We start from the raw sequence: 19,220 nt of genomic DNA on the forward strand, positions 1-19,220 counted from the left end.
TTCAGCTTAAAGAACAGGTAATACTTTTTCGATATCTGCGCGAATAGATTCGTACTGTACCGGCAGTTTCAGGTTCTTACCCAGTTCATTGAGTGGTTCATCCACGGTGAAGCCAGGGTTGTTAGTCGCCAGTTCAAACAGCACGCCGCCTGGTTCTCTGAAGTAGAGGGAATAGAAATAGTCACGGTTGATCTTCTGCGTGATGTTCAGTCCTTTTTTCAGTACTTTATCTCTGAACTGCATCAGCACTTCTTCATTGGCTACACGGAAGGCTACGTGGTGATTGGTACCACCGCCACCTTTACCGGCAGATTCTTTCGGCGATTCGATCAGGTCAACGATCGCAGCTTCCTGTACCGCGTCAGTGATGTAACGGTGACGGTTACCGTCCTGTTCCAGGAACGTATAACCCAGTACATCGGTCAGGATAGCAGCGGTCGGGCCAATGCTTCTGAGCGTCAGTACGATACTGTGGAAGCCTTTGGTAGCATGTGCTGCTTTTATATCAGCCGTTTCCCAGCCGGTACGGTTATCCGCAGTCTTGGAAACGATCAGATTTAATTTCAGACCATCCGGATCTTCGAAAGGCAGGTATTGTTCACCAAATCTTTCTGCTATCGGACCATGCACTACGCCTCTGGCTTTGAAGCGTTCAGCCCAGAATTCAAGGCTGCCGGCAGGTACGGAGTAACCGATCTCTGTTGCCATGCCTGTACCGGTGTGACCGCGGCCGATACCTTCCCATGGGAAGAAGGTCAGGATGGTGCCAGGGGTACCGTGTTCATCACCAAAATAGAAGTGATAAGTGCCGGGATCGTCGAAGTTGACGGTTTTCTTTACGAAACGAACACCCAAAGTGTCTGTATAAAAATCAAGGTTTCTTTTAGCATTATCAGCAATGGCTGTAATGTGGTGCAGGCCTGCTATTCTATCTTCCATAAAAAAGTGTTTTTAAAATTAATAATCTAGTGTGCCGAAGCGTCCGTTCTTGTAGTCTTCCATTGCCTGGTCCACTTCCTCTTTCGTATTCATTACGAAATTGTCTTTAGCAGCCACTGGTTCGTCAATCACTTCTGCAGAGAGGAAAAGGATCTGGCTGTCTTCATTGGCAGCCACTGAGAAGTGGGTGCCTTTTCTGTCGAATACGATCAGATTGTGTTCAGCGACAGGGGTGATGTCATCTATCGTTACACGTCCGTGTGCTACATAGAGCAACGTCCAGTAGTCTTCCGTCACGTTAAATTCTATTTCCTTTCCATTGGCAATTTCCCCTACTGCTGAAATAACAGGTGTAAATGAAATGTTTACAGGTCCTGTTTTACCTTCGAACTGTCCGCTTACTAATCTGAGGTTGACACCGTCCTGTTCAAAAATCCTGGGCATATCCGCTTTGGGTACGAACTGGTACCTTGGATCATCCCATTTATGTGCTGCAGGTACATTGACCCACAGCTGAAGGAATTCTATAGTTCCGCCATCTGTATGCATCTGCGCTGAAGGGCCCTCACTGTGGAGGATGGCCTTTCCTGCAAACATCCATTGCGCATCACCGCCATTGATCAGCTGATCGTTCCCTTCCGTGTCTTTGTGGTGTGCCTGTCCCTGTAACTGGAATGTTACGGGCGCAAACCCACGGTGAGGGTGCGGAGGAAGCCTGTCATCAGATCCCGGAGGAACGGTATCAGGGCCGCCGTGATGCAACACGATGAACGGGTTGGCAAAACGTAAGTCCGCATGTGGTAACGGTTGTATGACCGTTTCGGTAGGGGTGATGTTTTTTGATCTTCCTGCAAGGATGTGTGCAATATTCTTTTTCATAGCAGATGTTTTATGCCCGGGCGTTTATCTATGCTCCAGGGCGTAGCGTATTTCGTTTTTCAGCAGACCACTGCCTCCGCCATAGTGTCTCTTCACAAGTACATCCGGAGATAGTTGTCTGAAGTGAGCGGTCAGTGTTGCTTCTTCTTCCGGAGTGATACCCGCGCATAACAGCACGATATCGAATTTCTCCTGATCAAAAGCTGCGATAGCCGCTTCGTCCGTCGTCACTGCCAGACCTGTCCAGTTATCGGGCGCATTCAGCAGCCGTTGCATGACTGTCATGATCTCGGCATTTCTTCCTATTGCAAGTATGTGCAGTTTCGCGGTATCCATGTTACTTGGTTTAGTCCAGGTGAGCTGCGATCGTAGTGATCGGATTACGGCTTCTTGGTGTTAATTCCCTTGTTTTGTAAGGTTCATCCAGTTTCTCTGCGCTATCGATGTACCCCAGTGCCAGGATCGATACGGCTTCTTCATTGGCAGGCAACGCAGCTACTTCTGCAGCCTGCTGCTTGTTGAATCCAGCCATGATGTGTGCGTAAACATTCATCTCGAGTCCCTGCAACAACATGAAAGAGGTGGCCATACCGACATCGTGCATGTAGTAATGATTTTTCTGCTGGGTATCAGGTGTCTCACGGATACCGATAGTCGCTACCAGCGCCGCCGCATTTTTCGCCCATGGAAGGTTGCCTGGTGCTAATGTCGCAAGGAGCTTATCAAAACCGGTTGTACCGCGTAAAGCATATATAAACCTCCATGGTTGTGAATTGTTTGCACTTGGCGCCCATGAACCAGCTTCCAAAATGGTCTCAACGGTGGCAGCATCCAGCGCTTTCTCCGCGAAGGAGCGTGGGCTCCATCTGTTTTTGATCAGATCAATTACTTCATACTGCGTGTTGGCGATCTTAATAGGAGACATGTTTATGAATTTATATTTGTTGTTTACGTAAGGCAAAGATATATGTATCAATCAATGCATTTCAGGCAATAAGTTGTCGATTTCAACTGAAAATAGGTATATCTATTACAAGGATCTCGGCATTATCTTCCAGTGCGGTGATATTTGCCTGCTGAAGATCTTCGATACCGTATCCGTCCCTTGGCCCTAATTCCTGCCCGTTCACGGAGAAGGAACCGCTGATCACGAAGAAATAAACCCCGTTTCCGGATTGTTTTACCGTATATTCAGTACTGGCGTTCTTATCAAACCTGCCCATGTGGAACCAGGCGTCCTGATAAAGCCAGGTGCCTTCGCCATTTGGATCAGGAGAGATCAGCTGCTGCAGGGTGTTTTTCCTGTCGGCAATGTTGATAGTTGCCTGATCATATCTTGGTGTGACGTTCAGCTTATTCGGGAACAACCAGATCTGCAGAAAACGCGCAGTGGCATCAGCATTAGCGTTGTATTCGCTGTGAAATACCCCTGTACCGGTACTCATCACCTGTATTTCGCCAGCCTGGGTCACCACCGTGTTGCCAAGGTTATCCTTGTGTTCCAGTGCGCCTTCCAGCGGTATACTGATGATCTCCATGTTATCATGAGGATGTGTATCAAATCCTCTTCCGCCAGCCACTGTATCATCGTTGAGTACGCGCAGGGCACCAAAGCGCATTCTGTCAGGATTATAATAGTTGGCAAAACTGAAAGTGTGATGGCTTTCTAACCAACCGTGGTTGACATGTCCACGGGTCGCTGCCTTATGTAATATCGTCTTTGCCATGATTGCTGATTTATATGTTGCAACAAATATACGACGGTATCCGGGAGTAATCCGTTAATGTAGCTTAAGAAATAACGGTGTTACCTGCCACCTACCCGGAGAATACAGCTCCTGACTACAAATACCCTCTTTCCTGATGTCCATCATCTTACCTGCTCACCTGCTATCGTAACTTTATACGGCGTTAATGAATAAAAGCACCTTCTGCCGGCCGTTTATGCATCGTTAACAAACACCTGGCAACCAATGATTATTTTATTTGTTTAACACAAGGATGGAATATGCCCCGCTGACCGGATGTCCGTTTAACTTATTAAAATACAATACGATGGAAATCTATATCAGTGAAGAAGACATTCTTCTCAATATCCAGAACAAATTTCACGAGGTATATCCTTATCTGAAACTTGAGTGTTACCGGAACCCTCATCCGGATGGAGGAATGTCAGATAATGACCAGAAAATCCCCTCTGATACGCCAATAGAGGATATCCGGCTGGTCCACAGTTTCGGCTGGATGGATATTAGTGGCCACCGCACGGTCGCCGCTGTAGAGAAAGACTTTTACAGATACATGGGACTGGCCGTTCAGATATTCCGGCGTTGTAAAACGGGCTGGCTACAAACAACAAAGACAGATGCACTGACATTGGCCGAACAGAACAGTCTGGGTCATGAAAGTATGACGGCTGAAGCAGGAGTGGAAGCATAGCCCTGCCTGCTTACAAGCACCCATACGCCGCAATAAATTCTACACTATTGTTTCAGCATGTATACAACTATACTGGCTGACCACGCTTATTGTTACCGAACTGGCATACATGGAATGCTGTTTGTACCTCTTATAGTATTCTTCACCTTTAAAACTGAATATTATGGGACAGAATAATAAAGACGAACAGTCAGTCCAGAAGACAGATCTTACTGGTAAAGCAGAACAGTCTGAAGCAGCTATTGAACAGACTGAAAGGGAGAGACACAATAAGGGCGCGAAGGATGTAACGCCTGAAGCACATGAAGAGAAAAAGGAGCTGAAAGAAGCACCTGAAAGCCTTAAAAATTCCCGTTGATCATTAAACCATATCTTATGCCAGTAGTAAATATGAACAATCGAAATCAGTACGCGCTGATCACTGGCGCAACCAGTGGCTTCGGCTATGAGTTGGCAAAGCTTTTTGCCGCAGATGGTTACAGTCTGATACTCGTAGCGCGGTCTGAAGAAAGATTACAGGAGGTGACCAACGAATTGAAAACACAATATAGTGTGGAGGTAACACCCATTGCCACAGATCTGTTCCGACCTGAAGCTGCAAAGGAAATATACGACGAAGTACAGGCGCGTGGCATTGTGGTCAATTACCTGGTAAATGATGCCGGACAGGGTGAATGGGGTAAATTCATCGATATAGACCTGCAGCGCAGTCTGGACATCATTCAACTGAACATTTCCTCCCTGGTCGCACTGACGAAATACTTTGCCACTGATATGGTGGCAAGAGGGGATGGACACATTCTTCAGCTGGGTTCGGAAGCAGGGAAGGCGCCTATGCCACTGTTGTCGGTCTATGCAGCCACCAAGGCATTTGTGATATCTTTCAGTGCTGCTATCAGTAATGAACTCGAAGGAACGGGTGTGCATGTTACGGTATTGTTACCGGGAGCAGCAGATACAGATTTCTTCCATAAAGCGAATATGGAACACACAAAAACATATAGGGAGGAATCACTACAAACGCCTGAAGAAGTAGCAAAGGACGGGTATGAAGCACTGATGAGTGGTGAAAGCAGGGTCATTTCGGGTGGTAAGACAAAAATGCATGTATATATGTCTAACCTGATGAGTGATGAAATGAATGCCGCCAATATGCGTAAGCTCATGGAGCCATCTACGGAGGAAGAGGGAAGGGAACATGCCGATCATGAGCCGTCCCGCAGAGAAAGAGACCTCATTGGCCATGAGTCAGGAGATATGAAAGAGAGACAGGAATAACCCCTGTCTCTCTTCTTTTATAGTGGCTGTTCAGGATAGAAGCCGAAGGGAATTTGATTAAACCTCCCTCTCCCGACCTGAAATGCGTTCGCAGCTTTATTCTTTTAGAAATTATTGACAACTAAGCGCTTCTCAAAAACTGCGGACCAGATAAATCTGCGGAAGTAATACTGCTCGTAGACACGATCATATCCGTGTGATTGAAACAATGGAAGCGTATTTGTCAGTGCGCTGGCTTCTACTGCGCATAATATCCTGAAAAAAAGATACATGCTGTTTAACAATAGCTGTTGCCAGTAGGGCATGTGCTGCTGATAATGAAAGTCAGTGAACAACCACTTTCCACCAGGAGACAGCATGGTATTCAGATGCTGAAATAGTCCTGGTATCCGCTCTTCTTTAAAATTGTCAAACAGGAAAGGAGTAATGATCACATCAACGCCAGTCAGGCCGGTTTGTGACAGTTCAAAGTTTTCTATTGCCTGATTGATGAATGTAACCTTATTCGGCAGGTAGTTGGTTTTTGCGGCTTTAGCGATCATATTCGCAGAGAGCTCTACGTAGTAAATGTGTAACCCCGGTGGACATTTTTCAGCGATCGCCTCCAGTATCCAGCCGGTGCCTCCACCAGCGATCAGTACATGACTAACAGCCGGAATGTAAGACAGCAAAGCAGTCTGCGCATCTCTTTGTGAAGAGCCGAATACCATTCTGCTCAAGAGATCATAGTACCTGGCGATATTGTCGTAGTTATTTTTCATGGGCCCGTCCAGGCCTGTAAGTTAATGTTTTTAATGGTCTGCCAATATCACCTGTACCTTTTCCCCTTTCTTTTTAGGCGTTGCCAGCAGTAGCAGTGGCAATGCACAGATGAATACCAGCCCTACCAGCAGATAGGCATCATTGAAGCTAAGCACAGATGTTTGTTTAATGATGTTGAGATCCATCAGCCGGAGCGCTTTGGCCTGTGCCTCCTGCGCGCCAGCTCCCCTGGAAAGGAAGAACTGGGTATAGTCGGCCAGCCTTTTTACGGAGGCGGGATTGTCGCCGGTGATGTTGGAGACCAGGTCCATCCGGTGTACCGCGTTGCGGTTGGCAAGGTAAGTATTGACCATCGCCAGTCCGAATGATCCGCCTAATTGCCGCATCATATTATTCAGTGCCGCTCCCTGTGCAAAGTCAGTGGGTGATAATGCTGAAACAGCGAGCACCGATAAAGGTACGGTTGTCATGGCCAGTCCTACACCACGCCATATCAGCGTCGCAGTCACACTCCCCGCACTCACATCCAGGTTGTAGCCCGACATCTGCCAGCTGAAAACAACAAACATCAGCATGCCCGCCGTGATCATTACGATGGGAGAGACGCCCCGCTGTAATAATCTGGCTGAAATGATCAGTCCTCCAATGGCCAGAATAGCGCCTGGTAAGAGCAGTAGGCCTGTTTGTGTAGGTGTGAAGTTGAGCAGTCGTTGTGCAAACACTGGTGTCAGGAACACGGAACTGAAAAGCCCCACGCCCGACACAAAGGTCATGATGGCGGCAAGGCTCAGGTTCCTGCTTCTTAGTACTCTTAGATTTACCACAGGATTTGGTGTGGTCAGTTCCCACCAGATGAACAGCAGTAAGCCAAAGAAGGCGATCACACTCAGTATGATAATATATCCTGCTTCAAACCAGTCATCTACTTCACCACGTTCCAGCACCGTTTGCAGGGAACCGATACCAATAGCGAGCAGTATGATGCCTGCCCAGTCTATGCTGCCTGTCTGTCCTTTGCTTTCAGGCTCCTTCAGCAATACATAACAGATGCTGGCAGCGGCGATACCGATAGGAATATTGATGTAAAAGATCCATGGCCAGTTATAGAATTCTGTGATATATCCACCCAGTGTCGGTCCGATAGTAGGGCCGACAAAAACACCCACACCAAATAATGCGCTTGCTACGCTTTGTTTTTCTTTAGGGAACAGTTCAAATACTATTACCTGTGACACAGATAACAGGGCGCCACCGCCCATGCCCTGCAGGAAGCGAAATGCTACCAGCATCCAGATGTTGGTGGCCTGTCCGCACATAAAGGAAAAGAAGGTGAAGGCGATGATAGAACCGATATAATAGTTACGTCGTCCAAGTTTATTGGCCAGGAAACTGGTGATGGGAATGATGATCACATTGGCAATGGCGTAGGCAGTGATCACCCAGGAAGTGTCCTCGAGTGTGGCACCCAGGTTACCGCTCATGTGCGAGAGCGCTACATTCACTATAGACGTGTCTATCAGCTCCATTACTGCAGCAGCAATAACGGTGATCAGCAGAAGGGTCCTTTTCATGTATAATGATTGTATGAAAAACCAGTATTATACCGATTGGTATAATACTGGTCATGGAAAAAGGAAAGATTAGTTCCCGCCGTTCATTACAGCAAACGCCTGGGCGGGAGAGGACAGGAACAGTTTATATAACTCGGCAGTATTGCCTACATGTATTTCATATTCATCGGATGCAATTGCATCTGTTAAAGCTGCTGCAACACCAGCTGCCGGCATACCATTTTCACCGCCGATCTCTCTGGAGAATTCTGTATTTACCAGTGGTGGCATCAGTTCAAACACTTTGATGTTGGTGTCGGCCAGTGTATGCCTCAGCGTTTGCGTATAAGAGTGCAATGCGGCTTTGCTGGCAGCGTATCCCGGGAGCCTGCTACCAGGTGTGATGGCTACGATAGATGATACATTCACGATAGCGGCAGCTGGTTGTTGTGACAGGAGAGGGAGCAGTATCTCATTCAGTCTGATAACAGACAGATAGTTGGTATGCATCTCTTCAGCGGCTTTGCTGTAAGCGTTTGCGCCTGCTTCCAGTTTGTAGAGGTGGGCGGCGGCAGCGTTGTTGATGACGATATTCAATGAAGGAAAATCCTTTTTCAGTCTTGCTGCCAGCGCCAGTACGTCTTCTTCTTTAGATACGTCAGACACGATAGGTGTCACGTTTTTCAGTTGCGCAGCAGCTTTATTGATAGTATCAGCATTTCTACCGGTGATGATCACCTGATTTCCTTTTTCTGATAATAATTTGGCTGTCTGAAAGCCAATACCAGCCCCTCCGCCTGTAATGAGGACGGTGTTATTACTTGTTTTCATGTTTTTCTGATTTGAATTGCCTGTATTATACCGATTGGTATATTTGTAAGTAAAAAAATATTAAAGTGAATCTATGTATTGTTGTGCGACTTCCATCACACTTCTGCCATAGTGTTTTTTGCCTGTTGTTCTGCTGATCATGATAGCTCCTTCTATCATGGACATGAGCGTAAGTGTTACCTGTTCCACATTCGTACCTGCTGCAATCTCTTTATTGCTGATACCCTGCGCAATCATCTCCATGGTCTTTTCTTTCCAGGATTCGAGCGCATCCACTACTCGTTTCCGAAGGTCCGGATGCGTATCATCGGCTTCTGTTGCGGTATTTAACAGCGGACAACCACCTACCGGATAAGCCGTCAGTTGCTCGTCACTGAAAACCCTGGTGCGGACCTTCAGCTTGTCTTTGATCGTAGTGGCTTTGTCCTCTTCTCCCTGTATATATCCCCTTAATTTCCGGAGATTATAGTCAAAAGATGCCAGTGCCACTTCATCTTTGCTAGCGAAGTTGCCATAAATACTACCCTTTGTCAATCCGGTAGCCGTTGTCATATCTGAGAGGGAAGTGCCTGCAAATCCCTTGGTGTTAAAGATGGGCGCCGTCTTCTCTACTATAAACTGTCTTGTCTTTTCTGCCTTGCTCATATTGCTTTCATTAAGACAATACAAAATTATACCAGTTGGTATTATTTTCCAAATAAATTTATTGCTGGGCAGTGGGATGTATTATAATTAATTGATTATTAATTATAAGTGGGCTGTATGAAGATAGTTGGTCGACTGGATATTATCGCTCGTAATAACAATTTGTGTTATTAATTCATAACCTGTGGTTATCCAATATCACTATTAGTGATTTCCTTTAACGCGGTGAACGACTGACATTTGTGTCATTAAAAGAATAAAATATGAATACGGTTTTACAAGACGAACGGACTGGAAAACAGGTTATCAGCAACACAGGCAAGAAACGTTTCCTGGATAAGAGTATTACCACCCGCGAGGTGATCTTTATACTCGCACTGGCCCTCTGTATGACGCCCTGGGTATCAGCACCGGTAGCATTGACGGGTGGCTTGATCATCGCACAGTTTATCGGGCACCCTTTTCTCCATCTGAATCATAAAGCGACACATATATTACTGCAGATATCTGTTGTAGGGCTGGGCTTCGGTATGAATATGCATAGTGCACTGAAAGCAGGTAGTGAAGGTTTTATTTTTACGATCGCCTCTATCAGTGGGACACTGATCGTTGGATACATCATGGGTAGATTACTGAAGATAGATACGAAGACTTCTCACCTGATATCCTGTGGGACTGCTATCTGTGGTGGGAGTGCGATCGCAGCTGTATCTCCTGTTATTAAAGCCGAAGAAAAACAGTTGTCTGTAGCATTAGGGACGGTTTTCATACTCAACTCCGCAGCACTGTTCCTGTTTCCTTTCGTAGGACATCTGCTACATCTAAGTCAGACGCAGTTTGGTTTGTGGAGTGCGATCGCTATTCATGATACCAGCTCTGTCGTAGGTGCTGCCAGTAAATATGGTCCGCAGGCACTGGAGGTTGCCACTACGGTTAAACTGGCCCGTGCACTCTGGATTATGCCGGCAGTTGTGTTGACGACGCTTTGTTTCCGCACAGGTAAGCAAAAGATAAAGATCCCCTGGTTTATCGGATTATTCCTGCTGGCCATGTTGCTCCATACTTACTTTCCGATAGCACCTGTTAGTGAGGTACTTGTGAAAGTGGCAAAGACGGGGCTCACCATTACGCTTTTCCTGATAGGTGCCGGACTCTCCAGAGAAGTACTAAAAGGAGTTGGTTTTAAGCCATTATTACAGGGCGTAATCTTATGGGCATTGATCTCCGGAGCTGCGCTGTGGGCAGTGATGACCTTAGCCGCATAGTTTATCATCATCCCCGGGCATTGCGACAGCGTAATGAAAGGTATCCATGTATTCTTCTCTGTTATGTAGGATAGCAGAGAAGAATATGCGGGTTAAAATGCTGTATCGGAAGCGGACCATTGCAGCGCTTCTTCCATGATCACATCTTCCTGTTGTAAATATGCGTCAACAGAGATCAGCACCGGATGTCCGGGAATGATGCCACGACCTTCCTGTTGTGCACTGCGTACATCCATTACGTATTTAGTGGTCGGTATCCACAGATCCACTTTACTATACGGCAATGTAACCTGTATCATTTGGCCCGAATTGTTCCCCTCATATCTTCCACCGGTCTCACTGCCGAAAAAAACAGCTCTTGTGTGGCTGTAGGCTACTGAACAGAATTCGGCGGCTGCGGAGAATGTGCCTCCATCAGTTAATATTGCTACTGGTCCATCGTAATGAAGTGCCGCCGGCTGTTGTACACCCAGCCCTGGTCTGCCGGAGAGCTTTTTTTTATCCTTTTCCTGATACCGGTAATAAGTAAATTTTTCTTTTGTGAGATACCTGTATAAGGTGACACCATATTCATCCCTGCCGCCACCATTTCCTCGCAGATCAATGATCAGTTTTTTTACGCCTGCCTGTTTCAGCTGACGGAATGTTTGCGCAATAAATTTATTGTAATCCAGGTTTGCCTCCTGTAGGTCGTTCAGGTCAAACGTCCGGATAGTAAGGATGCCGGTTTTATTCTCCGTAACAGAAAAAGACAGCAGCGGCTTTTGGGGTGAAGCTATCTTTAAGGCTTTGATAGCATGTTCCGGTACGGCAGATAAGGCGGTGCTTTTCACCTGACCGCTTTTATCTTTATATACTACGGTGAATCCGCCGGAGTAGCCATATGTGAGATAGTAATAGAAATAAAAGATCTCATTCAGTACAATATCTTTTTTCGTGTTGCTGTAGCCGTCAGCCATCAGATAGTTGTGCATCATTTCCCGCATCACTGATGCAGGATGAGAATTGACACTTATCAGCAGGCTGCCTGCCGGAATGGTATTATTGACACTGGCCGTAATGAAAATACTGTCCGCTGTAACATATGTCAGCAGTGGCAGATAGCTATTCTCTTTGTGTACGAACTGGTTGAAGGAAGGTGCTGCACCCGTTGACAGATGTCCGTCTCTCACAGCACTGCACAATACTTTTACCATACTGTAGAACTGTCTGTCATCGGTATCTTCATGGATATGCCGGTAACAGCTGTCAAGCAGCGAATTCATTCTGTCCGCCGTTACAAAAGCATAAGGGTCCGGATGAATGGCGATAAGTTTCTCATGTAGTAGTTGCAGGTCCGCTTTCAATGAATCTGCCCGTTGTCCGCACACTGTGCAGACACAACAGATCAGGATGAGGGAGAGAACTGTTTTTTTGAGATGGGTGAACATACACCCAATTTAGAACAATTATTTTAAGGTGGTGAACTGTTTGAACCGCATCGCTTCTTTGTCCAGTCCGCCCTGGATGGTTTTACTCAATGGGGTAAATGGTGTGTATTCCATGATGATGTCCGTTTTTTTGATCGTACGTTTCCAGGTACCAGCTATCGCGCCATTTACGAGAATGACATTGCTGAACAGCGGGTTTCCGTCCCGGTTGAGCTGCCTGGCATTGTTCGCACTGAGTATGACCTCTCTGTCTTTATAGGCGACAAGATATTCGTCATAATTAGGGAGCAGCAACACCTCATTGCGTTTGCCTGTAATTTCCTGCGAGTGGAGTGGGCCGTAGTAGTCTAGTCCGCCGAAAGTATCATGCGCCAGCTGCGCCTTCACGGATTGCAACCCTTCGCGTGCGGCGGTAATGGTCAGACCGCTCCAGCCGGTAAAGTCTTTTAATGTGGCCGGTCCATGACTGTTGAAGTAGCGAAGCGCCAGCATTGCAAGGGCTTCTTCCCTTTTTTTACCGGCAGCAGGAGGAACCCTTTCTTCAAAGAGGGCGTAGGTGATCTGTTTATCTTTCTTACCACCGTTGCAGATGATCATATCCAGTTCTGCTTTTATCAGCAGAAAATTCATGCGGAGGTCATTGGTCGGGATCCTGGCAGCGTCCAGGGCCGCAGCCAGTTCGGTACGTTTAAGCTGCTTACCGCCGGCCAGCAGTTTCTCAAAGATCTTGTTGCTTTTGCGAAACACCTTATCGTCCAGTTCGAGTTTGCGGTTATAGGTACCCATCAACCGTTCGATGGCCGGGCCTGTCAGTGTCAGCATCCAGCGCACGTCGGCAGGATGAACGAGGTGCCAGGTAGGGCGCAGTACATGCGTACGTACCAGCTGGCCTGTTGCGATGCAATGTTCGATGTCTTCGCTGGTTGCCTGTGGCAGGCGCATGCCCACTGCCCATTTGGACATTTCGTAATCCTGGGCCTGTATAGCGGCACACCAGTGTACCAGTTGAGGGGGCGATTGAAATGAAGGGTTGTTAAGTTGCTGATTAGCAAGTCTTTGCTGGAGTAGCTGTTGAGCGGTCATAGTATTTCCTTTGGTTGCCGGAACAAAGGAAAGGTACGAAGATGACAACAGTATGTCAGCAGATAATCTGTGCTGGTAGTATTCACTTTGATTATCCTGGTCCATCTTACGTTCACGCATGTAAGTTGAAACCGCGATAATCAAAGCAAACACTGAACGGGAACATACCGGAAGTTTAACAATCCCCGTCAGGACCGCAGGTTTGTCCTTCTATTATCTCCAGACCAGCAGGCTGGGTCTTTTTCCATTCGTCTACTGATTTGTTCAGTACTTCGAGGAAGGTGTCAGCAGCCTGTGCACCGGAAACACCATATTTTCTGTCAAAGACAAAGAAAGGTACACCTCTGATGCCCAGAGCGTCTGCCTCCTGTATATCGCGGCGTACTTCTGTGGCAAATCCCTGTCCGCTTACCAGCTCCGTTAAAACGCTTTCTTCGAGGCCGATTTCCTTACCAAGCTCCACGAGCGTACCAGCATCACTAAAATCTTTCCCTTCCGTGAAATAAGCCTTAAAAAGGCGTTCTTCTGCCGCATCTCCGAGCTGGTGTTGCTTAGCCAGCTGTATCAGGCGGTGTGCATCAAAAGAATTCGCCACAACAGCCTGTTCCATGTTGTATGTTAATCCGAGGTCCGCGGCGAGTGCCGTTACCTGATGATTCATCTGTTCTGCCTGTTCGTAGGGAATACCTTTTCTTTTGGAAAGGTAGGTATACAGGTTATCGCCGTGACCGGACTCAATGGTTGGGTCAAGCTGGAAGCTGTGCCATTCTATTTCTACGGATCCGGCGTCGGAGAACTGTTCCATTGCTGCTTCAAAGCGGCGTTTACCAATATAGCACCATGGACACATAATATCTGACCAGATCTCTACTTTCATTTTGTTCGCTGTACTCATATGATCGTTTTCTTTTGTAAAGTTCCTAATCTTACTTTACTTTTGAAAGTGGTATCCCGGAGGAAAGTACTTTCTCCGGGGAAACTATAAGGAAGTATGATGAACAGGAAATCACAGACATCAGAGAAGTCAGAAACGTGCGCAGAACATCTTCGCGCTATCCACGATACCATGGATGTACTGAATGGTAAGTGGAAGATAGCCATTATTGGCTCTTTACGCTTTGGCAAACGCCGTTTTATGGAATTACAGCGGGAAGTAGAGGGAGTGGGTTCCAAAATGCTCTCCAAGGAGTTGCGGGAGCTGGAAATGAATGAGCTGGTGAAGAGGACGGTGTATGATACCAAACCGGTGACCGTTGAATATGAATTAACCCCTTACGGTAAAACGCTGGAGGCGATCATTGACGAAATGGCCAAATGGGGGCATACCCACCGTCAAAGGATTATGCATCCCGTAAATCAGTTAGACCTACAGGATGCACTAAGCCATCTTTAACCTTCAACCTTAAACTAAAACTATTTTTTAACGAAGCGTTCGAAATAAGCTTTTTCCAGCACCTCACGGTGATCGGGATGCGCAATCTCTATCAGCGCTTTGGCGCGCTGTTTAAGACTTTTTCCGAACAGGTTTGTTCTGCCATATTCAGTGATTACCCAGTGCATATGTCCGCGGGTGGTCACCACGCCTGCGCCTTCTTTCAAAAAGGGCACGATACGTGAAATGCCCTTGTTCGTAACAGACGGCAGGGCAATGATCGGTTTCCCACCTTCTGAGAGGGACGCCCCGCGCATAAAGTCCATTTGTCCGCCGATACCGGAGAACTGATAGGTACCGATAGAGTCAGCACATACCTGCCCGGTCAGGTCTATTTCGATCGCACTGTTGATCGCCATTACTTTGGGATTCTGGCGGATAACGCTCGTATCGTTCACATAACTGATATCCATTACTCTGATAGATGGATTATCATGTACAAAGTCGTATAACTTACGTGTGCCTGCCATAAACGCCGTCACAGACCTGCCTTTGTTCAGTTTCTTCAGACTGTTGTCGATCACGCCGCTTTCTATCAGCGGGATTACGCCATCGGACAGCATTTCAGTGTGCAGGCCCAGATTCTTATGGTTGGTCAGATTTTTCAGTACCTGGTCAGGGATGTTCCCGATACCCAGTTGTAAAGTAGCGCCGTCTTCCACCAGTTCGGCAATATTGCGGCCGATACTCGCCGTTACGTCACTTGATTGCCGGGCATAGTCCAGCTCTGGTAAAGTCGCTTTCTGCCATACTGCTGCGTGAAATTTAGAGATATGGATAAAGCCTTCTCCATGCGTACGCGGCATTAGCGGGTTGACCTGTGCGATCACGTACTTCGCAACATCTACAGCGGCACGCGCAATATCTACAGAGGTGCCGAGAGAGCAATATCCATGTGCATCAGGAGGAGAGACAGATATGATCGCTACATCGGGAGGCAGTATGCCAGTCCTGAACAGCTGTGGTATCTGACTGAGGAAGATCGGTACATAGTCGCCATCATCACTGTTCACAACAGCACGGTTGGCGGCGGATACAAACAGCGAATTGATATAAAAGCTTTTACGGTATAGCGGATTATCGAAGTCAACATCTCCCAGGGTAGTAATGCTGACTATTTCTACGTCATGAAGGTCTGCATGCCTGTTCTGTAACGCGCGCAGCAGGTGTACGGGGGTGGCTGCACTACCATGAATGAATACACGGTTGCCGGACTGAACGCATTTAACAGCTTCTGCTGCAGTAGTATATGATATATCAGACATAGTATTGTTTTTAAGAACGATGTCCCAAAATTATGCCTGTGTCACCTGGTAAAATATGATAAAGATTAGCCGTAAATATGATATATGTTAGAAAGCTAGTTGACCCTGTACATATGTAATAACTGGTGTAACGGTTTGCGGAGTAGCACTGATGTGAAATACAGGCGTCTCGACATCCCGTGAGGCGACGATGACCTGTGTACGGCCAGCGTGTGGCCGGAAAAGGTCCAGTACCAGCTCAGGCTTATTATTGTCCCTGGAGAGATGTGACAGCAGGATATGCGTCATGTAGGACGGCTTATGTAGTTTGAAGACTTCCAGTGCCTGGGTGTTGGAGAGATGCCCTTTGCCACCACGTATCCGCTTTTTCAGGAAGAACGGATAACGTCCCTGTTCCAGTAGCTTTTCATCATAATTGGCTTCCAGGAACGCGGCATGGCATTGTTTGAAATGATGGATCAGGTTAGTGCATGGCACACCAATGTCGGTGAATACGCCAATACGGATACCATCATGCGTGATCATAAAGCTGTGGGGCTCGATGGCGTCATGCGCTTTGGAAAAAGCGTGAACGGTGAGATCACCGATCGGTATGGGAGCTGTATCGTCAAATACCTTTACATATGCTGCATGAAGGTTTAGCCGGCCATGCAGCATGGTCTTGGTGGTGATGTATACCGGCAGACTATATTTCTTTGAGAGGACTTCCAGTCCACGGATGTGATCGGAATGTTCGTGTGAAATAAAGATGGCCTTTACTATGTCCATCTTCAATCCCAGCCTTTTCATCCGTCTTTCCGTTTCGCGGCAGGAGATGCCCGCATCTATCAGGACAGCTTCTGTAGCAGTCCCGATATAATAACAGTTTCCGTTGCTGCCGGAATTGAGTGACGTAATTTGCAGTGACATAGCACCGCAATTTTACTAAAAATTTTAGTCATTTTACAATCCATTCATGAATACCTGATGCATTTTCAGCAGGAAGCTGTATCTCAAGCTTAAGTGCAGTGGTTTTTACCGGTTCAAACTGTACACTGTCATACTTGTCTTTGGTAACAGTATAAGGCGTGAGCTGCTTCACTGGTATCCATTGGTCGCCCTGTTTATACAGGATCTTCCAGGAGGCGGGGATGCGGCAGTCGCCAAACGGACTGTCATCATACCAGTATACCTGTGAGCCGGAAACGGTATATTCCTGGTCAAAGTCATACTGTACCCATTCCAGTGTATTGTGTTTAGGCCACCAGTGGAGGTATAGAGAATTTTTATCCTGTGCGTTCAATGGCTCATACTGGTCATTGAGTGCCATGTACATTCTTTTATTAGGCGTAGAGGCACTGACTTTACTTTTGGAAGCAATGGTGGGCGCTGGTTTGGGTCTGGCGGCAGAAGCTTCGTAAGGAATCCATACGGTCATTTCCGAAGGTCCCCGGTTTGCCCAGGTATAATAAGGAATGGCAGTCACCATCTGGGTGGTACTGATAAGCTGGTCAGTGTTGAGTTGCCGGCTGGCTGCTGTCCCCTGCATTTCCAGTACGGTAACACCGTTCAGGAAGTCGGGTCTGTAAACCGCATTGACCGCCGCACTTTTATCTACCACAATATTCTGTACAACGGCGTCCTTGTTGTCAGGGCCTTCCAGGCAATACATGATCGGGCCGCGTTGCAGCGCAAAGCGGTTCCGGTCACTGGCTACGGAATCGCTCGCCAGCACCTTCTCTGTTTCCATCGGGAACTCAAAGCTTACTTTATCGCCCTTTTTCCAGTTACGGGTAAGAACGGCATACCCCTTCTCCATTTTGTATGTCACCTGCTCACCGTTCACCAGTATCACAGGAGGTTGTTTGGCATCGCTGTCTGCCCCGAAATAAAGGTTACCGGGAACGGGTTTACCACTGGCCCATTCAGGAATGCGTATGTGCAGGTTAAATTGCATGGCTTTCGCAGGATGTACGGTCACGGCTATCTTACCATCCCATGGATAGTTGGTTTGCTGTATGAGTGTGACTTTACCTGCGGGCAGGGTGATATTCGCGGTGTTGCCTGCAAACAGATTGATATACAGGTCATTCTTGTTCTGCGCATAGATATACCCCGGCATGGAGGGCAGGAAGCGTGTCATATTAGAGATGCAACATGCACAACCGAACCACGCACTACGCTGGTGCTGGCCCATAGACATCAGTGGGTTGGGGTAGAAGAACCGGTCCCCGCTGAGTGATACACCGGAGAGCAGGCCATTATACAGGGTACGTTCCAGTACGTCGATATATTTGGCATCGCCATGGAGGAGGAACATCCGGCTGTTCCAGTAGACGTTGGCGATGGCGGCACAGGTCTCGGCATAGGCGGACATATTCGGCAGGTCGTATGGTTTACCAAATGCTTCACCATTACCAGTGGCCCCGATCCCTCCGGTGATATACAGTTTCTTTTCCACCACATCCTGCCAGATGTCGTCAATCGCATGCAGGTACTGCGTATCGCCGGTAAGGGCCGCTACATCAGCCATGCCGGTGTACATGTAGGTCGCCCTGACAGCATGCCCTACTGCTTCATGCTGGGCGGTTACTTTTTTATAGGATTGATTATACTCTCCGCTATATTTTTTACCAGGGCCGCGTACGTCAAGGAAGAACTTAGCCAGGTCGAGGTAAGATCTGTTACCGGTAACACGGTACATTTTGGTCAGTCCTGTTTCTACAATCTGGTGACCAGGGAAACGTTCTTCTTTGCCGAATCCAAAGGTCTTCACCAGCAGGTCAGCATTTTTAACAGCAATATTCAGCAGGTTGCGTTTGCCGGTGGCCTGGTAGTGGGCTACCGCTGCTTCGAACAGGTGACCGGAGTTATATAGTTCGTGGCTGAGGTCTTCTTCTTCCTCCCATCTGCGGGCGCCTATCCAGGCATGTGGCTGACTGGCATTCACGGTTCTGAAAGTATACAGGTAACCATCCTTTTCCTGCGCAGCGCCTATAATAGCAATGAGGGTATCCAGATATCTTTCCAGTGCCAGGTCTTTTTTCATCTGCAGGCTGTAGGAAGCTCCCTCAATCACTTTATATACATCGGTATCGTCAAAAGTGTATTCCGTCATTTTATCGCCGGGCAGGGTGTGGGCAGCACGCCTGAAATTATCTATTCTGCCGGTTTTTTTACATTGTTCCAACGTATAGGGTATTGTTGTTTCCGCATTTACCCTTATTTTTGGCGCCCAGAAATTATCTGTTACCTGTACCTGAGTAAAAGCAACGGGCTGAATGGGATAGTCCTTCTTCAGTTGACCCTTAACCGCCATGCTGATGCCAGCGAGCGAAAAAATAGCTACAAGTAATTTCATATTTCTAAAATGATTTTGGCAACGGGCTAAAGTTATGCATTGTCGTGGCACCTTATTTTAAATATATTAATCAGACTTGATC

General features: G+C 47.2%; 20 protein-coding genes. 5 read left to right on the forward strand and 15 right to left on the reverse strand.

Annotation, left to right across the window (positions count from 1 at the left end):
- Positions 1 to 6: 6 nt before the first annotated feature.
- The 5 genes from GWR21_RS31105 to GWR21_RS31125 form a co-directional block, all read right to left on the reverse strand.
- A complete protein-coding gene (locus tag GWR21_RS31105; protein WP_162335580.1) occupies positions 7 to 939 on the reverse strand; it encodes a ring-cleaving dioxygenase in 933 nt (310 codons plus the stop codon).
- A gap of 18 nt (positions 940 to 957) precedes the next feature.
- Positions 958 to 1,818: a pirin family protein gene (locus GWR21_RS31110; protein ID WP_162335581.1), complete on the reverse strand. Its 861-nt coding sequence runs from the start codon at positions 1,816 to 1,818 to the stop codon at positions 958 to 960.
- A 24-nt stretch (positions 1,819 to 1,842) separates the two neighbouring features.
- Positions 1,843 to 2,154: a hypothetical protein gene (locus GWR21_RS31115; protein ID WP_162335582.1), complete on the reverse strand. Its 312-nt coding sequence runs from the start codon at positions 2,152 to 2,154 to the stop codon at positions 1,843 to 1,845.
- A gap of 10 nt (positions 2,155 to 2,164) precedes the next feature.
- Positions 2,165 to 2,743, reverse strand: coding sequence for a nitroreductase family protein (locus tag GWR21_RS31120; protein WP_162335583.1), 579 nt, complete (start codon positions 2,741 to 2,743; stop codon positions 2,165 to 2,167).
- A gap of 82 nt (positions 2,744 to 2,825) precedes the next feature.
- A complete protein-coding gene (locus tag GWR21_RS31125) occupies positions 2,826 to 3,545 on the reverse strand; it encodes a pirin family protein (protein WP_162335584.1) in 720 nt (239 codons plus the stop codon).
- A 328-nt stretch (positions 3,546 to 3,873) separates the two neighbouring features.
- Between GWR21_RS31125 and GWR21_RS31130 the strand changes: the two genes are divergently transcribed.
- The 3 genes from GWR21_RS31130 (at position 3,874) to GWR21_RS31140 (ending at position 5,535) form a co-directional block, all read left to right on the forward strand.
- Entirely contained in the window at positions 3,874 to 4,257 is a 384-nt protein-coding gene (locus tag GWR21_RS31130; RefSeq protein ID WP_162335585.1) for a hypothetical protein, read from the forward strand.
- Positions 4,258 to 4,420: 163 nt separating this feature from the next.
- Positions 4,421 to 4,615, forward strand: a complete 195-nt coding sequence (locus GWR21_RS31135) for a hypothetical protein (RefSeq protein WP_162335586.1) — start codon at positions 4,421 to 4,423, stop codon at positions 4,613 to 4,615.
- Positions 4,616 to 4,632: 17 nt separating this feature from the next.
- Positions 4,633 to 5,535, forward strand: coding sequence for an SDR family NAD(P)-dependent oxidoreductase (locus GWR21_RS31140; RefSeq protein WP_162335587.1), 903 nt, complete (start codon positions 4,633 to 4,635; stop codon positions 5,533 to 5,535).
- Positions 5,536 to 5,639: 104 nt separating this feature from the next.
- Here GWR21_RS31140 and GWR21_RS31145 read toward each other — a convergent pair whose 3' ends face one another.
- The 4 genes from GWR21_RS31145 to GWR21_RS31160 form a co-directional block, all read right to left on the reverse strand.
- Positions 5,640 to 6,296: a class I SAM-dependent methyltransferase gene (locus GWR21_RS31145; RefSeq protein ID WP_162335588.1), complete on the reverse strand. Its 657-nt coding sequence runs from the start codon at positions 6,294 to 6,296 to the stop codon at positions 5,640 to 5,642.
- 30 nt (positions 6,297 to 6,326) lie between these two features.
- A complete protein-coding gene (locus GWR21_RS31150) occupies positions 6,327 to 7,868 on the reverse strand; it encodes a DHA2 family efflux MFS transporter permease subunit (RefSeq protein WP_162335589.1) in 1,542 nt (513 codons plus the stop codon).
- A gap of 69 nt (positions 7,869 to 7,937) precedes the next feature.
- On the reverse strand, positions 7,938 to 8,678 hold the full coding sequence (locus GWR21_RS31155) for an SDR family oxidoreductase (protein WP_162335590.1): 741 nt from the start codon (positions 8,676 to 8,678) through the stop codon (positions 7,938 to 7,940).
- A 60-nt stretch (positions 8,679 to 8,738) separates the two neighbouring features.
- Positions 8,739 to 9,323, reverse strand: coding sequence for a TetR/AcrR family transcriptional regulator (locus GWR21_RS31160; protein ID WP_162335591.1), 585 nt, complete (start codon positions 9,321 to 9,323; stop codon positions 8,739 to 8,741).
- 263 nt (positions 9,324 to 9,586) lie between these two features.
- On the opposite strand from GWR21_RS31160, the gene GWR21_RS31165 reads away from it, so the two are divergent.
- Positions 9,587 to 10,588 carry a YeiH family protein gene (locus GWR21_RS31165; RefSeq protein ID WP_162335592.1) on the forward strand — a complete coding sequence of 334 codons (1,002 nt, stop codon included), beginning with the start codon at positions 9,587 to 9,589 and terminating at the stop codon, positions 10,586 to 10,588.
- Between the two features lie 92 nt (positions 10,589 to 10,680).
- Here GWR21_RS31165 and GWR21_RS31170 read toward each other — a convergent pair whose 3' ends face one another.
- Genes GWR21_RS31170 through GWR21_RS31180 form a run of 3 tightly spaced genes read right to left on the reverse strand, consistent with a single transcriptional unit; the run spans position 10,681 to position 13,996 of the window.
- Entirely contained in the window at positions 10,681 to 12,018 is a 1,338-nt protein-coding gene (locus GWR21_RS31170) for a S41 family peptidase (protein ID WP_162335593.1), read from the reverse strand.
- 18 nt (positions 12,019 to 12,036) lie between these two features.
- Positions 12,037 to 13,221, reverse strand: coding sequence for a winged helix DNA-binding domain-containing protein (locus tag GWR21_RS31175; RefSeq protein ID WP_162335594.1), 1,185 nt, complete (start codon positions 13,219 to 13,221; stop codon positions 12,037 to 12,039).
- Between the two features lie 55 nt (positions 13,222 to 13,276).
- On the reverse strand, positions 13,277 to 13,996 hold the full coding sequence (locus GWR21_RS31180; protein ID WP_238430100.1) for a DsbA family oxidoreductase: 720 nt from the start codon (positions 13,994 to 13,996) through the stop codon (positions 13,277 to 13,279).
- A 96-nt stretch (positions 13,997 to 14,092) separates the two neighbouring features.
- On the opposite strand from GWR21_RS31180, the gene GWR21_RS31185 reads away from it, so the two are divergent.
- Positions 14,093 to 14,494 carry a winged helix-turn-helix transcriptional regulator gene (locus tag GWR21_RS31185; RefSeq protein WP_317165766.1) on the forward strand — a complete coding sequence of 134 codons (402 nt, stop codon included), beginning with the start codon at positions 14,093 to 14,095 and terminating at the stop codon, positions 14,492 to 14,494.
- Between the two features lie 20 nt (positions 14,495 to 14,514).
- On the opposite strand, the gene GWR21_RS31190 is transcribed toward GWR21_RS31185, so the two are convergent.
- The 3 genes from GWR21_RS31190 to GWR21_RS31200 form a co-directional block, all read right to left on the reverse strand.
- Complete coding sequence (locus GWR21_RS31190) at positions 14,515 to 15,798, reverse strand: acetyl-CoA hydrolase/transferase family protein (RefSeq protein ID WP_162335595.1); 1,284 nt, start codon at positions 15,796 to 15,798, stop codon at positions 14,515 to 14,517.
- Between the two features lie 87 nt (positions 15,799 to 15,885).
- Positions 15,886 to 16,707: an MBL fold metallo-hydrolase gene (locus tag GWR21_RS31195; RefSeq protein WP_162335596.1), complete on the reverse strand. Its 822-nt coding sequence runs from the start codon at positions 16,705 to 16,707 to the stop codon at positions 15,886 to 15,888.
- 28 nt (positions 16,708 to 16,735) lie between these two features.
- Entirely contained in the window at positions 16,736 to 19,138 is a 2,403-nt protein-coding gene (locus GWR21_RS31200) for a glycoside hydrolase family 127 protein (protein ID WP_162335597.1), read from the reverse strand.
- Positions 19,139 to 19,220 lie beyond the last annotated feature (82 nt).

Source organism: Chitinophaga agri (assembly GCF_010093065.1).
In the GTDB taxonomy this organism is placed as follows: domain Bacteria; phylum Bacteroidota; class Bacteroidia; order Chitinophagales; family Chitinophagaceae; genus Chitinophaga; species Chitinophaga agri.

What these genes read in the sequence shown, in the direction of transcription:
- GWR21_RS31105 (WP_162335580.1), bottom strand. Translation starts at nt 939, where the DNA reads ATGGAAGATAGAATAGCAGGCCTGCACCACATTACAGCCATTGCTGAT.
- GWR21_RS31110 (WP_162335581.1), bottom strand. Translation starts at nt 1,818, where the DNA reads ATGAAAAAGAATATTGCACACATCCTTGCAGGAAGATCAAAAAACATC.
- GWR21_RS31115 (WP_162335582.1), bottom strand. Translation starts at nt 2,154, where the DNA reads ATGGATACCGCGAAACTGCACATACTTGCAATAGGAAGAAATGCCGAG.
- GWR21_RS31120 (WP_162335583.1), bottom strand. Translation starts at nt 2,743, where the DNA reads ATGTCTCCTATTAAGATCGCCAACACGCAGTATGAAGTAATTGATCTG.
- GWR21_RS31125 (WP_162335584.1), bottom strand. Translation starts at nt 3,545, where the DNA reads ATGGCAAAGACGATATTACATAAGGCAGCGACCCGTGGACATGTCAAC.
- GWR21_RS31130 (WP_162335585.1), top strand. Translation starts at nt 3,874, where the DNA reads ATGGAAATCTATATCAGTGAAGAAGACATTCTTCTCAATATCCAGAAC.
- GWR21_RS31135 (WP_162335586.1), top strand. Translation starts at nt 4,421, where the DNA reads ATGGGACAGAATAATAAAGACGAACAGTCAGTCCAGAAGACAGATCTT.
- GWR21_RS31140 (WP_162335587.1), top strand. Translation starts at nt 4,633, where the DNA reads ATGCCAGTAGTAAATATGAACAATCGAAATCAGTACGCGCTGATCACT.
- GWR21_RS31145 (WP_162335588.1), bottom strand. Translation starts at nt 6,296, where the DNA reads ATGAAAAATAACTACGACAATATCGCCAGGTACTATGATCTCTTGAGC.
- GWR21_RS31150 (WP_162335589.1), bottom strand. Translation starts at nt 7,868, where the DNA reads ATGAAAAGGACCCTTCTGCTGATCACCGTTATTGCTGCTGCAGTAATG.
- GWR21_RS31155 (WP_162335590.1), bottom strand. Translation starts at nt 8,678, where the DNA reads ATGAAAACAAGTAATAACACCGTCCTCATTACAGGCGGAGGGGCTGGT.
- GWR21_RS31160 (WP_162335591.1), bottom strand. Translation starts at nt 9,323, where the DNA reads ATGAGCAAGGCAGAAAAGACAAGACAGTTTATAGTAGAGAAGACGGCG.
- GWR21_RS31165 (WP_162335592.1), top strand. Translation starts at nt 9,587, where the DNA reads ATGAATACGGTTTTACAAGACGAACGGACTGGAAAACAGGTTATCAGC.
- GWR21_RS31170 (WP_162335593.1), bottom strand. Translation starts at nt 12,018, where the DNA reads ATGTTCACCCATCTCAAAAAAACAGTTCTCTCCCTCATCCTGATCTGT.
- GWR21_RS31175 (WP_162335594.1), bottom strand. Translation starts at nt 13,221, where the DNA reads ATGCGTGAACGTAAGATGGACCAGGATAATCAAAGTGAATACTACCAG.
- GWR21_RS31180 (WP_238430100.1), bottom strand. Translation starts at nt 13,996, where the DNA reads ATGAGTACAGCGAACAAAATGAAAGTAGAGATCTGGTCAGATATTATG.
- GWR21_RS31185 (WP_317165766.1), top strand. Translation starts at nt 14,093, where the DNA reads ATGATGAACAGGAAATCACAGACATCAGAGAAGTCAGAAACGTGCGCA.
- GWR21_RS31190 (WP_162335595.1), bottom strand. Translation starts at nt 15,798, where the DNA reads ATGTCTGATATATCATATACTACTGCAGCAGAAGCTGTTAAATGCGTT.
- GWR21_RS31195 (WP_162335596.1), bottom strand. Translation starts at nt 16,707, where the DNA reads ATGTCACTGCAAATTACGTCACTCAATTCCGGCAGCAACGGAAACTGT.
- GWR21_RS31200 (WP_162335597.1), bottom strand. Translation starts at nt 19,138, where the DNA reads ATGAAATTACTTGTAGCTATTTTTTCGCTCGCTGGCATCAGCATGGCG.